Annotated in this window: 11 protein-coding genes; 5 read left to right on the top strand and 6 right to left on the bottom strand. The window is 32.1% G+C overall.

From position 1 onward, the window contains the following. Positions 1 to 284 precede the first annotated feature (284 nt). Positions 285 to 1,916, bottom strand: a complete 1,632-nt coding sequence (locus tag JMO20_RS13670) for a PucR family transcriptional regulator (protein ID WP_202710247.1) — start codon at positions 1,914 to 1,916, stop codon at positions 285 to 287. 333 nt (positions 1,917 to 2,249) lie between these two features. On the opposite strand from JMO20_RS13670, the gene JMO20_RS13665 reads away from it, so the two are divergent. The 3 genes from JMO20_RS13665 (at position 2,250) to JMO20_RS13655 (ending at position 6,269) form a co-directional block, all read left to right on the top strand. Next, positions 2,250 to 3,404, top strand: coding sequence for a glycosyltransferase family 4 protein (locus tag JMO20_RS13665; RefSeq protein ID WP_202710246.1), 1,155 nt, complete (start codon positions 2,250 to 2,252; stop codon positions 3,402 to 3,404). A 13-nt stretch (positions 3,405 to 3,417) separates the two neighbouring features. Further along, positions 3,418 to 4,791, top strand: a complete 1,374-nt coding sequence (locus JMO20_RS13660) for a UDP-glucose dehydrogenase family protein (RefSeq protein ID WP_202710245.1) — start codon at positions 3,418 to 3,420, stop codon at positions 4,789 to 4,791. 212 nt (positions 4,792 to 5,003) lie between these two features. Beyond that, on the top strand, positions 5,004 to 6,269 hold the full coding sequence (locus JMO20_RS13655) for a D-serine ammonia-lyase (RefSeq protein WP_341534033.1): 1,266 nt from the start codon (positions 5,004 to 5,006) through the stop codon (positions 6,267 to 6,269). A 168-nt stretch (positions 6,270 to 6,437) separates the two neighbouring features. On the opposite strand, the gene JMO20_RS13650 is transcribed toward JMO20_RS13655, so the two are convergent. The 3 genes from JMO20_RS13650 to JMO20_RS13640 all read right to left on the bottom strand — a co-directional run bounded on the left by JMO20_RS13650 (position 6,438) and on the right by JMO20_RS13640 (position 9,698). Continuing rightward, entirely contained in the window at positions 6,438 to 7,454 is a 1,017-nt protein-coding gene (locus JMO20_RS13650; RefSeq protein WP_202710244.1) for an aminomethyl transferase family protein, read from the bottom strand. A gap of 34 nt (positions 7,455 to 7,488) precedes the next feature. Then, positions 7,489 to 8,358 carry a hypothetical protein gene (locus JMO20_RS13645; protein WP_202710243.1) on the bottom strand — a complete coding sequence of 290 codons (870 nt, stop codon included), beginning with the start codon at positions 8,356 to 8,358 and terminating at the stop codon, positions 7,489 to 7,491. 524 nt (positions 8,359 to 8,882) lie between these two features. Continuing rightward, on the bottom strand, positions 8,883 to 9,698 hold the full coding sequence (locus JMO20_RS13640) for an SDR family NAD(P)-dependent oxidoreductase (protein ID WP_202710242.1): 816 nt from the start codon (positions 9,696 to 9,698) through the stop codon (positions 8,883 to 8,885). A 687-nt stretch (positions 9,699 to 10,385) separates the two neighbouring features. On the opposite strand from JMO20_RS13640, the gene JMO20_RS20630 reads away from it, so the two are divergent. Continuing rightward, a complete protein-coding gene (locus JMO20_RS20630; protein ID WP_202710241.1) occupies positions 10,386 to 11,921 on the top strand; it encodes a helix-turn-helix domain-containing protein in 1,536 nt (511 codons plus the stop codon). A gap of 346 nt (positions 11,922 to 12,267) precedes the next feature. Here JMO20_RS20630 and JMO20_RS13630 read toward each other — a convergent pair whose 3' ends face one another. After that, entirely contained in the window at positions 12,268 to 13,386 is a 1,119-nt protein-coding gene (locus JMO20_RS13630; RefSeq protein ID WP_202710240.1) for a S1C family serine protease, read from the bottom strand. Positions 13,387 to 13,498: 112 nt separating this feature from the next. Here JMO20_RS13630 and JMO20_RS20770 point away from each other — a divergent pair, with 112 nt between their 5' ends. After that, positions 13,499 to 13,678 (top strand): Spo0E family sporulation regulatory protein-aspartic acid phosphatase, encoded by a 180-nt coding sequence (locus JMO20_RS20770; RefSeq protein ID WP_424141327.1) that lies wholly within the window; start codon positions 13,499 to 13,501, stop codon positions 13,676 to 13,678. A gap of 113 nt (positions 13,679 to 13,791) precedes the next feature. On the opposite strand, the gene JMO20_RS13620 is transcribed toward JMO20_RS20770, so the two are convergent. Then, the gene (locus JMO20_RS13620; protein WP_207753508.1) at positions 13,792 to 15,195 is read right to left on the bottom strand and encodes a sensor histidine kinase; all 1,404 of its coding nucleotides are present in this window, start codon (positions 15,193 to 15,195) and stop codon (positions 13,792 to 13,794) included. Positions 15,196 to 15,210 lie beyond the last annotated feature (15 nt).

The raw sequence follows: 15,210 nt of genomic DNA, 5'->3' as shown, positions 1-15,210 counted from the left end.
TTGGTACTTTCAATACTTCTTCTTCACTTTAATATTAGGAAATTTCCTTAAGATAATCTCAATTGAGTGTTTTTACAATAATAATCATTGGTAACTTCTTAATAAAGCTTATAATCATTATCCTTTTTAAAATTGTTAATTTACTTTAATATTCCATATGTTAATTAAATGATACCATGTAAATATTTGATAATCATCATAATACTCTGACAAAAAAAAACACGATTAGTTGTCACTGAGTGACAACTAATCGTGTTTTGAAAACGCTATTCCTTGTAAACTAATTACATATCAAGCTTTCCTTTAGCCTTTAACCATAAATACCCATTATATGCTAAAACAATTTCTCCCATTTCAAATCCATTTTCAATTTGTATTCCAAGCTCTTTAAGCTTTTCAACCCTATATCTTAATGTATTATAATGTATAAATAGCTTTTTTGCTGCCTTTTTCATATTAAAATTCACTTCTATAATTACTCTTAAGGTATTCATTAAATTTAGGTCATTTTTATTATCATATTTAATTATTTCTCCTAGTTTACTTTCAATGTATTCTCTCAATACGTCTTCGTCTTTTATTTCCTTTAAAATATTAAAAATCCTGTATTCATCATAGTGGCTGACGAAAGAACCTCTATTTAATATAGCGCCCACACTTAAACTATTATGAGCCTCACTATATGCTATTGGAAATCTATCTATATCTTCAATCAATTTTGAAATTCCTATACCTACATCAGTTTCTTTTTTTAGCTCATTCACTATCACGTTTCCAATATCAATACAGTATTGTTTTATATTATTTATAAATATAGCATTAATAAATACAACTAAAGAATCATCTAAATAAACTGTTTTTATATTTCCTGTGAATATGGATAATCTCTTAAAAAATATCTTTTCAACAAGACTAGAGCTAATGATATTCTCATAAACTGTCTTTTTATTAGTCTCATCACTATTCAACACTTTTATTACGATAATTACCTGGGGAAATTCTAGATTCCACCCGAAAACCTTGGCTTTCTTTATAGCATCAATTTGTGATTTCACTTTACCTTGCAAAATATCCCTAATAAAAGCATCCTGAAAATTCTTTTCTTTCTCTAATACTGCACTATTCTTATGAAATACTGATGCAATTAGTAATGCTGCCTGTTGGACAGCAACAATTAAATTTTCACCATTTGCCTGACCTTTTAATAAAATTATATATCCAAAACAAGTATTTCCTGCATTAATTGAATATATTATACACGAATCCTTTGTACATTCCTTGCCATTTATCACAACTTTAATATCATCTGCATGAATATTAGATATATTTTTATTGGCTATCACTGAAATATTTTCAACATCAATATCCTTTGAAGTGCAAATGATATTTAATTCACCGTCAAGAAGAAAGACTGGAAATTCAACAATATTTGATAAACTCTCCACCAGTGTTTTAATATCAGCTCCTTTTAAAAATAAGTCCATAAGTTTATCATGAACATAATTTCTAAACTCTAAGGTACTTATATGCTTATCCAATGATAATTCCAGAATATCGTTCACTAAATCTGATAAATTAGCATCCTGTGGAAGCTGCAATATTGGAAATTGTAGATTATTAGCTTGCTGAATCATTATTTCTGGTATTTCTTCAATATATCTTCCAGGTTTTATGCATATACCAGCAAGCCCTTGGGAAGCAAGCTTAGGTATTAACTCCTGAATAGCGTCCTTATTGTCATAAATAGGATACAGTGTAGTAATTAGCAAATTATTAGCCTCTACGTATGGAAAAATATCAGGAACCTCCATAAGAGATGCATTATTTACTTTTCTAGATATACCTTTAAATCCAGCCACTAGCTTAACTGTTTTGAAGCTATTTAATTGTAGTACATTCTTCACAGTAATAGGCATGATACCTTACTCTCCTTATAGTTTGTCCTAATTGATTTAGTATATGACTTATCTTTAAAAGATTGTCTTTATATTATATATTATACTATCCCAATATCAAGCTGTCTTTATTAATATAGAAATATTTCGTACTTATATTATATAAACTCCTAAATAAAGTTTTTTAACACTAAAATCTTATACACAACTTTATTCTAATGATTTACATTTGTAAATATAGAACTACTTTATATATATAATTACTCAAACATAACATCCTTTTCACAAAGCTTTAACAATATTGTTTTACTATTAAATTAAAGGAAAATAGTAAAACAATCAAGGGGGATTTTGATGAAAGTAGCCTTATTTACAGACACTTTTTTACCTCAGATAAATGGAGTGACTAAGACCTTAGGAAAATTAATTGAACATATGGAAGAAAATGATATTGATTATAGGGTCTTTGCTCCAGTAGATGGAGATGTAGAGTATAATAATCGGATTATTAGATTTTTTAGCTTCAAATTTTTTCTCTATCCAGATTGTAGAGTATCACTTCCAAATTACTACTCAATAACTAAAGAATTAGATGAATTTCAGCCAGATATTATTCATGTAGTTACACCATTCAATATAGGTCTTTGGGGTTTAAGATATGCTAAAAGTCGTAATGTACCACTGGTTTCATCTTATCACACCAATATCCCTCAATATCTAGAATATTTTAAATTAAACTTTCTCGCAAATATAAGTTGGGAATTCTTTAGATGGTTCCATAAGCATTGTGAAATAAATTATTGTCCATCCCAATCAACCTTCATTCTACTCAAAGAAGAAGGTATAAATAATCTAGAAATTTGGGACAGAGGTATTGATACTAATAAATTCTCTCCAACCCATAGAGATATAGAGTTTAGAAATTCCCTTGAAATCAATGACAAATTAGTTTTTTTATATGTTGGCAGAATGTCACCTGAAAAAGATTTAGATATATTTATGAATGTAGCAAAGAGATTAAATCAGAGATATCGTGATAAAATTCATTTCCTGATGGTGGGTGATGGTCCTATGAAAAAGGAATTAGATGAAAGCAAGCCTGATAATATGACCTTTACAGGATTTATAAAAGGAAAAGAACTAGCAAAAGTTTATGCTTCTTCTGACATCTTTATGTTTCCATCTTCAACTGAAACCTATGGTAATGTGATTTTAGAAGCCATGGCTTCTGGTCTCCCTACCATAGCCTGTTTAGCTGGTGGTATCATTGAAAACCTTAAAGATAATTACAATGGATTAGGATGTGGAGTTAGAGAAGAAAATGAATTTTTTAATGCTTGTGAGCAGCTAATTACTAGTGATGACTATAGAAGGAATATAGGTAAAAATGCGAGGAAATACACATTAGAAAGAAGCTGGCATAAAGTTTTTAATAATCTTTTCAATAGCTATAACAGTGTAATAAGCAAAGACTTATTAGATAAAGAAAGGAATAAAATATCTGCTTAATGGAGGGTTTTTTATGAAAATTTCTGTAGTTGGAACTGGGTATGTGGGGTTAGTAACAGGCACTTGCCTATCTGAAGTGGGAAATGAAGTAACCTGCATAGATATAGATTCCATAAAGATAGATAAGTTAAAACAGGGAATATCTCCAATCCATGAAGAATTTCTCGATGAGATGATAGCTAGAAATATTGCGAAAAACAGACTTAGCTTCACTACTTCTATGAAAAATGGAATTAAAGATTCAAAAGTAGTTTTTATAGCTGTTGGAACTCCTTCCTTAGAAAACGGAGAAGTTGATATGAGTCAAGTTGATTCTGTGGCAAGGGAAATTGGTACATATTTAAATGATTATAAAGTAATTGTTAATAAAAGTACAGTACCTGTTGGTAGCTGCCAAAGAGTTAAATCAATTATTAAAAACAACCTTGATAATAAGAATGCCAGCTTTGATGTAGTATCTAATCCTGAATTTCTGAGGGAAGGTACTGCTGTCTTTGATACCTTCAATGGAGATAGAATAGTTATCGGCAGTAACTCACCAAGAGCCACTTCAATACTTACAGAGATTTATAATTCATTTAACACCGATTATTTAATAACAAATCCTGAAAGCTCTGAAATGATAAAGTATGCTTCAAATGCTTTTTTAGCAACAAAGATTTCCTTTATTAATGAAATTGCAAACTTATGTGAAAAAGTAGGAGCTGATGTAAGAGAAGTAGCAAAAGGTATGGGAATGGATAATCGTATAGGAAATAAATTTCTTAAAGCGGGAATAGGTTTCGGTGGAGCATGCTTTCCAAAGGATGTTAGTGGTTTAATTAAAATTGGTGAAGAAGCTAACTATAGCTTTGGAATAATTAAAGAAGTTATAAATGTTAATAAAAAACAGAGAATTAAGCCTATAGCTACATTACTTGATGCATTCGAAAGTCTAGATGGCTTGACTATTGGACTCCTAGGCTTGGCTTTTAAACCAGGTACCGATGATTTGCGTGAAGCCCCTTCCTTCTTTATATCTGAAGAATTACATAAATTAGGTGCAAATATAAAAGCCTATGACCCTGTAGCTCATAAAAATGCTATAGATAATATATCAACACCCATAAATTATTGTGAAAATCCATATGAAACCGTAAAGAATTGTGATGCTATTATCTTGGTTACAGAATGGCCACAATTTAAAAGATTAAAAATGGATGATGTAAGAAATTTAATGAAGGGCAATGTTTTAGTTGATGGTAGAAATCTATATAATCATATCGAAATGAAAAAAATTGGTTTTGATTATTACGGAGTGGGAATAGGTTCAAATGAATATTCATCTAGTACTACTAATTTGAATGCCTTAGATAAAACGAAAAACAAAGAATCTATAGTTGTTTAATATTTAGTGGAAAGCTTGAATCAAATAAAGCTAAATAAAAAAGAGTGATGGAATATTCCATTACTCTTTTATTTTAAGCAACTTGAGGAAATTGCATATTAAAATTTTATGCAAGAATCTAATCAAGTTATATATATGTAATTTTCCCACTTCATAATAGCTATCTTTATGATAAAATGTGATTATAATTATATTAAGGAGGTTTGGAAATAGTGGATAATTACAATATGGATGTTATCAAAGAAATTAAAAAGCTTAATCCTGTTTTATGGAAGAACAAAAATAAGGAAAGCTTTAAGGACATAGTTAATTCCTTACCTATGTCATATGAGGATATCGTTGATGCTTCAAACAGATTAGAGCGATTTGCTCCCTTAATTGAAAGACTCTTCCCCGAAACAAAAAATGGAATTATAGAATCTCCATTAGCTGAGACAAATAGCCTAAAACATAATCTTGAAAGCAGATATACAACTGAGATTAAGGGAAAGCTCTATCTAAAATGTGATAGTCATTTAAAGATTGCAGGCTCAATTAAGGCTAGAGGTGGAATATATGAAGTTTTAAAGCATGCTGAAGATATTGCTCTTGAAAAGGATATATTATCAGTAAATGATGATTATTCTATTCTGGCAAATAAGGAATTCAAAGAGCTATTCTCTAACTATAAAATTGCTGTTGGTTCTACTGGCAATCTTGGTTTAAGTATTGGTATAATATCCTCTGCATTAGGTTTTAAAGTAGATGTACATATGTCCAGTGATGCTAAGGAGTGGAAAAAAGAAATTCTCAGAAGTAAAGGTGCCAATGTAATAGAATATGAGGATGACTATTCTAAGGCAGTTGAAGAAGGAAGAAAGCAATGTGAAGGAAATGATTACGCTTATTTCATAGATGACGAAAATTCTAAGGATTTATTTCTAGGCTATAGTGTAGCAGCTCTAAGATTGAAGAAACAGCTTGAAGAAAAGAGTATCTCCGTTGATGAAAATCACCAGTTATACGTTTACCTTCCCTGTGGTGTAGGTGGGGCTCCTGGAGGTATAGCCTTCGGTTTAAAGCATATCTTTGATGATAATGTTCATTGCTACTTCGTTGAACCAACCCATGCCCCATGTATGCTTTTAGGACTTGTTACTGAAAAGTATAGTGATTTAAAGATTAATAACTATGGTATAGATAATATAACGGAAGCCGATGGTTTAGCTGTAGGCTCTCCTTCAAAGCTAGTTTCTGAAATGGCTTCTAACTTTTTAGATGGCATTTATACAATTGAAGATGATGAGCTTTTCAAGCTACTTAGACTAGTAAAAGACGTCGAGAATATTAAAATTGAGCCTTCTGCTGCATCTAGTGTATTAGGGCCGACACTGGTTAATGCAAATAATAATGACACCCATATTTGTTGGTTAACAGGAGGAATCTTTGTACCTGATTCTGAATATCAAGAGATGTATAATAAAGGATTGGAAAACTAGTGTAAAAAATATACGATTTTATAAAAAAACTCCTTTCTGGCAATAATTACAATGTTAATTAAGCCTAAAAAGGAGTTTTGTAATAAATACATACCAAAGGAAGTTTTTAAAGTTCTATTGTTCACATTTTCTTGCTAATCTTACTTTCCAAAATTATACAAACCAGAATTATACAAAGCTTTTGTCTGTTAATGTTGATGTGAATCCATTCATTATCACCTTATCTCCAATTTTTGCTTTGGTACTATCAATCAAAGCATATCCAATGCTTTTTCCAACTGTATATCCATATGTGAACTTCGTCACTCGTCCAACTTCTTCACCTTCAACCATAACGGCTGCACCAGGTCCTCCCTTATCTCTAGCTTCTATCATAGCCTCATCATCATCGACAATGAATCCAAGCATATTATATTTCGGACCTTGTTCTTTAACTTTTTCCAGTGCATTCTTGCCTATAAAATCTTTATCCCAATCAATTCCACGCTCTAAACCTACTTCAAAAGGATTTCTGCCACCAATATCGCACATTAGATAGAATCCTTTTTCAGTTGGTAATGTCCAAACCATAACTTGAAATTCTGTAACTTGCATTGCTCCCAACTCTTTTCCATACTCAGTAAGTTTTGATCTTACTAACTCAACATTTTCAGGAGCAACATATATTTCATATCCTAGTTTTTCACCTGAGAAACCTGCTCTAGAAACTTTTATCGGAATATCATCAATCTTGTTGTCTTTAATAGAAAAGAATTTTTGATCATCAATCTTATTTGCCAATATGTTGTTTAATAATTCTTTAGATTTTGGACCCTGAACTGCATACATGTCCATGTTGCTAGTTATATCTTTATACTCCACTACTTCTTCTACTTTATGAGCATTGAACCATGAAATCATTTTATTCACAAAAAGGGTTGATACCCAATACTTATCCTCTTCGATACGGAATATTACAACATCATCAATGATGAGACCATCTTCATTTAACATTGTTGTATATCTAGCTCTACCAATCTTTATACTAGCGATAGGCTTTGGAAACATCTTATCTAGAAAAGCTGTTGCATCATCTCCAGTAACTTCAAGAAGTTGATGCGTAAAATGGTACCACCCCACGGAATTTCTTACGGCTTCATGCTGTGCTCTCTTCATGGCGTCGTCCTTGTACACATTCTTAAACATTTTTATACACTCTCCTCTTCATTCTACTGGGGCTTTAGCAAAATTTATCAATTTTTTTCCCTATCTTTAGACGTAAGATTTCATCAGCAACTCCTTCTGTTTCACGCCATACGAACCACTGTGATCCTATTAGAGTTTTACCCATTCCGTTCCACATGGATAGATAAGCTTTTGTCAACATTGGGTGCCTGCGCTCAAGACCTGCCAAGTTTATATCATAAATAACTTCTTCCTTGTCAAAATTCTGAATATCATATTTAGCCCTTAAAGCTTGAAGAACTACTTCAATATAACCACCAAGTACGCGACCATCTTTAACGTCACCTGGTACCCCTAGCCAATCACGAAGCCCTTTAATAGCAAAATGTTCGCCAAATGTCATCTTTCCTGAGGCTTCAAATACACATTTAATGACATTCTCAATTTCTTCCTTATTAATCTCTTTAGCTTCAATCATAGGGTATAGAACATTGAGTACCATATCACTACCAAGGGGATGAGCCAAACCACCATATAATTGATCATGTGTAATCTCAGCATTCAAGCCATTTCGATATTTAAAATCACACTCTTGTCTGAACTGCTGAGGTTCTTTGTACATTTTATCTTCAGGTGTGAACTTGATTTGATCTGATGTTGCGATTGGACCAAATTTTTCCCAACTTTCCTTTTCAGGCATAGGATATTTATCACGGTTTTCTGCGATAACGCGGCAATGTAAATCTCCACATCCTTTTGCTTCAACCATATTGTATTCCATTGAAGGCCCTCCAAAAGCTACACCAGTTCCCTCTAATGAAGATGTGGTACAACGGCAAAATTCTGATCCAACTATATCCCAAGGACATGCATCAAGCTCTTTTTCAACGCGAAATTGACCAAAGTCGTTAACACGACCTGGCATACATAAACGCTCGTCACCAGAATCGCCAAATATAGCACCGATATATCCTCCTTCCATGAAAGGATGAATATTGTGATTTTCTACTTGAATTCGTTTATAAGGTGATGAAAATATTTGTTCCAAATTTTTCTTATTGTATTCACAGAGTAATTTGCTACGTTTAACATAGTCCGGAATAAGTATGCGTAAGGCTTGCATAAAAGCTGAATCTATAACTGAAATGTGTCGTACGACATAATGATATGCATCGTGATATGAAATAAGTCTTTCCCAAGGTGTCTTTATCGCCGGGTGGTCTGGAAGAACCCCCTTGCCAACTTCTCTAGGAATCCGTTTGTTATCCATAATTATTCTCCTTTTATAATGAATTTTGTAAATAACTTAACCCATATTTTTTATATTAATTATCGTTTGAAATCGTTTTCATATTGTTTATAGAAAGTTATATCAGACATAATTTAAACCTCATTATCATTTTTCTTTACATCTTCACAGTTCAAATTAGCAGTTATTTGTACTACTCATTATGCGCTATACCAACCGCCGTCTACTATAAGGCTCGATCCAGTAATAAATTTGGCCTCTTTTGATGATAGGAAACAAATAGCGTCTGCAATATACTGCGGGATACCTACATTAGTTCGTGGATTTATCGTACCAATACCTTGCTGATGATAAATAGAAAGACCTTTTGGACAGAACCCGTGCTCATAGTTTCTATTAGGAAAAATACGGGTAGCAGTTTCCATAATTTCCGTATTAAACGCACCAGGAGCTACGCAGTTAACCCTTACGTTATCTCCTTTGTAAGTAAAAGCGAGATTCTTCATTAGTCCTTCTACAGCATGCTTAGAAGTGATGTAAGCAGTACCTGCTGATGAACCAACATATCCTCCCAATGAAGAGACGATAGTTATACTTGCTTCATTATTCTTGTGATTTTTCATTAGTGGTATTGCTGTCTTCACAATACGCCAAACACTCTTAACATTTACATCCATGACACGGTCCCATAGCTCGTCATCAACCTCTTCTGGAGGACACATAAAATCTAAAATGCCTGCTACATACGCAAGAATATCTAGCGTTCCATACTTCGTCTTTACATAATCCACAACACCATTTACTGTTTTAGGATCACATATATCACCAAGATAAGTATCAACACTACCTGCCAGTCCATCTGCCTTAACAGAAAGCCGGTCTAGACGATCCTGAAACATATCCAATGCTATAACTTTTGCGCCTTCCCTAGCAAATTGCAGTGTAGTAGCTTCCCCCATGCCAGCACCAGCACCCACTACTAATACATGCTTATTTTCAAATCGATTACAACTCAAAAATAGTCAACCCCTTTCAAATATTTTAAATACATGATATGATTTATATAGAAATCGTGTATCTTAATACAATTTTATCAACGTTTTTTTAAATCGTATAGACTTCAACAATATGGAAGTTTGTCCCTATACGGGCATCATTTTGACTTCCTAATTTTAGCTGCTACTCAATAGTAATTTGCAATACAGGATATTTGGGGCACAAAACTAATACCTCATACTGCACAAAAGTAAACGAATGGTAGTTACACCTATGAAAATTTTCCGCTTATTTTGACAAATTCAAATTTTATGCAATAATCATACTTATTACTGAGTATGACTTTTTCTAATCTGTATAAAAGAAAGGAGGATAGGTTTTAAAAAAACTATGAGTTTATATACAACGACAAAACCACCAGTAAACTGCTACTTTTTAAAATATCAAATATTATTAAATTAAGAATATTAAGCTGATACAGCATGAAAAAAAATTTAAAATAATAGATATTGACTAAATATCTAGCAAAGAATACCAATAGAATTGCTTTAACAATTATTATATTACGTACTAATGACACACTTTTTTTACTTAAAAATATATTTGACGCATGTTATTTGTTATACGGACTTGTTTCCGAAAAAATAACTCGGTAGACACTTGATTACGATTTGTGTCTAAGCGAAGTGAAAGGATTGTGGGTTATTGTGAAATTAAATCTTGACATTATAAGCGATAATTTGCCAGAATCCTATCAATTAGAACGGTTTGGTCGAGAAAATAGATCTCTATCTCTTAAGCGACCACTTCTCTATGAGGTAGGATATGAGTTTGAAAATGATAGATTATACGTAGCACGGGCTGATACTCTTCCAAAGACACCACCAAAACGAGGTCTCTCGGTGGTATGCGTAGATATCCGTCCACCTCAGGAATGGATGTCTAACGGTTGTAATATCCTTTTGATTACTAGTGCTCAAAGCTTATTTACTGTCTTTAACGAGATTATTAAAATCTATGATAAATTTGACGAATGGGAAAACAGCCTTAGGAATGAACTGGAGTCAGACGTTGACTTTGATATTAAGAACATACTTAAGATAGGTATACGTATGTTGGGAAACCCTATGTCCGTTATTAACGGCACAATGTTAGTCATATTACAATCCGATATCGTAGTTGATGGAGAGAATGTAATTGATATCGTCGTCGATGATGAGCCCACTTCCCCATCTGTCGAAACTAGTGAAATGATAAAAAATGCATGTCAGCTAGAGCGATCTCTAACTGTGCCATTCATCTCTTCTTTATCGATAGACGGAACGCGAAGCTACTGTAACAATTTGTATACTTTTGGACACTTCTCAGGATGCATTTCGTTATCCGAAAGACACAGACCATTCAGAGATAGTGATTTTTCTCTGGCCAATTATTTTTTTGATTATTTTCAAAAAGCATTTGTGAAATACCTTCAAAGAATGCGGGCATTTGAATTACCAGGTATCGTTGCTTTTAAAAATTTGTTAAACAACGTACCACTTGGAGTTAGAGAGCAGAAAATACTCACATTGGATGAGGGAGAACATTGGATATCCTTTGAACTGAGACAGAAGAAATCTAAGAAATATTTTCCAATAAATTATATGTGTACAGCCCTCAGTGCGCTGATGTCTGGCTCTGTGTATTCCGTAATTAAGGATGATACCATACTTGGTCTAATAAAACTTAGCCGAGTTGAAACTGCTCAAAATAGCGAGACTCTAAATTTTTTTCAAGAATTTCTCTCCAAAATGGAATATATTGCTGGACTGAGCGATGAATTTACTAATATAAGACGCATAAATACTTACCTACAACAAGCAAATTATGCCGTTGAGAATGGCGAACGGATATGTGTACAAACGAGTGAAGAAAATCAATTGTACCACTTTAGTAACTATGCATTAGAATATATGATGTCCCAATCCACAGGTAAATTCTCTGCTGAATACCTGTATCCTAAAGGATTTCGCAAATTGATCAAATATGATATGAACAGAAGCACAGACTATGTTGAAACACTAGATACTTATTTAAAGAACGAAATGCGCCCAACCAAAACGGCAGATGAGTTATTTTTACACCGTAGCAGCCTCTCAAAGCGACTAAAGAAGATAAGCAAGCTTCTTGACGCTGATTTAGATGATCCAGATGTGCGATTATATCTTAGAATATGTCTCTATTTGTTTAGAAAAGACAAATAATAATGGACTAAAACATTCATTTGTTTTTAGGACATGCTCCTAAGCCCAATAACCACTTTTGATAATCGCATACTAGTTTAGAGGAGTAAAACTAATATTATCTATTTAAGTTTGGAAGCTATTGTCTAATTTGCGATGATTTTTCTGATTTTTCTAAATATTTTTACTTTAATATTATTTCTCTATTCCTCTTTACCCCATAGTCTTCTCTGAAGTCAGAAAATTTAAATATTCATAATGTTATTATATATGTAACGTAAAAAAGCTTGGCACAGGGGGGAGCCAAGCTTTTTTATATTATAATTCTTAAAAATTTGTGTTAAACTAAACATCCTAACTATCTATATTAACTCAACCTAGAAGGCATAACTCCTAGTTGAAGATTGATGTCAATGTATTTATCTCCTCTATATATCTTTAAGGTTATATTATCATTTGGTTCATATTCTTCCATTATCTTGGATAATTCTGATACTGTTTCTACTTTATCTCCCTCAATTTCAGTTATTATATCGTTTGTTCTTAAGCCTACTTTTGCAGCTGGTCCTGAAGGATCAACTTGACTAATAAACACTCCTATAGGCACATTATATCTTTGTGATAAAGCTTCAGTTACATTACCTATTGTAACTCCAATCCAAGGTCTCTTAATGTATCCATTTTCAACTAATTCTTCAATTATTGGTAATGCATCATTAATTGGAATAGAAAATCCCATCCCTTCTACATCTGTAGCTGAAAGTTTTATACTATTAATTCCTATTACTTCACCATTCTTATTCACTAATGCTCCGCCACTATTTCCAGGGTTTATTGCAGCATCTGTTTGGATAAGCTTTATCTTATTTGTTCCCATATTTAAAGTACGGTCCATGGCACTAATTATTCCTGCTGTAACACTGCCTGAAAACTCTTCTCCCATTGGATTTCCAATGGCTACTGCTAATTGACCAACCTTTATGTTATCAGAATTTCCAAGCTTGGCTGCTGGAAAATTGTTCCCTTCAATCTTAATAACTGCCAAATCTGTTTTTTCATCTTCTCCTAATATTCTAGCATCAAAGCTTCTTCCATCATGAAGTATAACTTCTATCTCACTAGCTCCATTAATTACGTGTTGATTGGTAATTATATAACCGTCACTTTTATATATAATACCTGAGCCTGTGCCACTATCAACTGATTGAGACATGAATCCACTACTGAGTTGCTGTTTATTTTTTATCATCACTATAGAAGGCAAAACTTCATCTGCTACTTCTACCACAGGACTAGTGTAAGAAGTGTTTATGGCTTTGACACTATCTGCACTTACCTTACTTCCTTCAATAATCCCTTGATTTCCTATTAAACCATAAGTAAAAGCGCTTCCTATAAGTATTCCAATGACTACTGAAACCAAGACCATGTTTATTATCTTAGTTCTTTTATATTTTTTTTGATAATCTATTTGCATATCACTCATAAAAAATCCTCCTTTACAAAATATATGTTTTGTATATCTTTATTATAGGGTATAATATTTAATAAATTATGAATAAATTGTAAATTTATTCTTTTTATCTATTCATAAAGGAGTGATTATTATTTCTCTAGAATTACAGACTTTAATAAAAACCATCGAAGAATTAAGAAGTAATCTCAACTCTTTAATCCTTAGAAAAGGAAATTTACGGCATCCTGAAGTAATTCGTGCAAGTAAAGATTTAGATGATGCTTTAAATAAATATCAAAAACTTATAGAGAGCATAATGTAATTTGTAAATATATATTTATTTAAAATACAAGCTTGCATAAAACTCTAGTATCCATGCAAGACCCTAGATTGTTAATTATGCAGTTTCGACTTGTATTAAAAAATGAGCAATATCTATTGCTCATTTTTTATCGCATCTAATGTAAATGTAAATTTTGTCCCTTTATTAACTTCGCTCTCTATCCATATATCTTCACCGTGATTTTTAATAATTTCCTTCACTATGGAAAGTCCTAATCCAGTTCCTTTTATTTGTCTTGATCTAGACTTATCTCCTTTATAGAATCTTTTCCATATATTTTCCTTTTCATTATTCGGTATTCCTAATCCAGTATCTGCTATAGAAATATACGCTTTTTCATTCTTAATACATGAAGTTATCATCAGTTTATCTTCACTATCATTATTCATAAATTTAATTGCATTATCTATTATATTAGAAATAACCTGAGATATGCTTTCCATTTCTCCTCTTACTTTTAAAGGATCTTCTTGGAAATCTACATCAACATCAATATTCTTTTCTTCTAATTTATTTCCAAATTTAATAATATTTCTTCTAAGTAATTCATTAATATCAAAGCTTACAATATTTAAAGGATAATTTCCCGATTCCATTCTCGATAGGTCTAATAGGTTATTAATTAACTCCGTTAATCGCTCAGTTTCTCCATATATTATTTTTACATACTGATTTCTTTTTTCATCAGACAGATTCTCATCCATAAGTCCCTTAATATATCCCTTAATTAATGTTAATGGTGATCTTAGCTCATGGGATACATCGGCTATAAAACCCTTTCTCATCTCTTCTAGCTTCTCTAGATCCTTTGCCATATTGTTAAAAGACTGAGATAGTTGTCCTATTTCATCATTACTTTTTATATTTAATCGTTTATGAAATTCTCCTGAAGCGATTTTTTTAGTAATACTATTAATTTCTGTTAACGGTTTAGAGATTCTTTGGGATGTATAGTATATTAATAAAGTAGCTATAATCAAAGCTACTGCCATTGATGTTAAAATAATTTTATAAACCTCATGCAAGGTTTCATCAATTTCATAAACTGGAGTATGCATAAATACTGCATTTATAACAACATTATTTATATATATAGGCATACCAACTGTGAGAACTGGTACCCCAAACACCTCATCATATTCTCCCATTTTACTAATTATTTTCCCTTGCAATACTCTAACTTTGTCTTCGTTTGAAATCTGTTTTCCAATCCATTCCTGTTCAGATACACTTGAAATCCCATATATCCTGCCTGATTTATCAATAACCCAAATCTTAGCATTTAAAAATCTTTCAATAGATTCTAACTCTACGCTTAATCGCTCATAGCTTATAGTGTTATTCAAATATTGTATTACTGTTTTGTTTAATTTTTCTCCGGATTCTATCAGAGCCTCACTTCTCTTTTCAAAATAGTAATTTTCGAACATTTTTATCATAGAAACCCCTAGAATAGCAAAACTAATCAAAATTACAATTAGGTAAACTAAGGTCATTTTTCTAAATACAGA

The sequence above is a fragment of the Sporosalibacterium faouarense genome (assembly GCF_016765695.1).
Lineage (GTDB): Bacteria > Bacillota > Clostridia > Tissierellales > VENL01 > Sporosalibacterium > Sporosalibacterium faouarense.
This window is presented reverse-complemented; position numbering and strand designations above follow the sequence as displayed.

Bases quoted from the DNA above. Each gene is read 5' to 3' on its own strand.
- JMO20_RS13670 (WP_202710247.1), bottom strand. From the start codon at position 1,916: ATGCCTATTACTGTGAAGAATGTACTACAATTAAATAGCTTCAAAACA.
- JMO20_RS13665 (WP_202710246.1), top strand. From the start codon at position 2,250: ATGAAAGTAGCCTTATTTACAGACACTTTTTTACCTCAGATAAATGGA.
- JMO20_RS13660 (WP_202710245.1), top strand. From the start codon at position 3,418: ATGAAAATTTCTGTAGTTGGAACTGGGTATGTGGGGTTAGTAACAGGC.
- JMO20_RS13650 (WP_202710244.1), bottom strand. From the start codon at position 7,454: ATGTTTAAGAATGTGTACAAGGACGACGCCATGAAGAGAGCACAGCAT.
- JMO20_RS13645 (WP_202710243.1), bottom strand. From the start codon at position 8,358: ATGCCAGGTCGTGTTAACGACTTTGGTCAATTTCGCGTTGAAAAAGAG.
- JMO20_RS13630 (WP_202710240.1), bottom strand. From the start codon at position 13,386: ATGAGTGATATGCAAATAGATTATCAAAAAAAATATAAAAGAACTAAG.
- JMO20_RS13620 (WP_207753508.1), bottom strand. From the start codon at position 15,195: ATGACCTTAGTTTACCTAATTGTAATTTTGATTAGTTTTGCTATTCTA.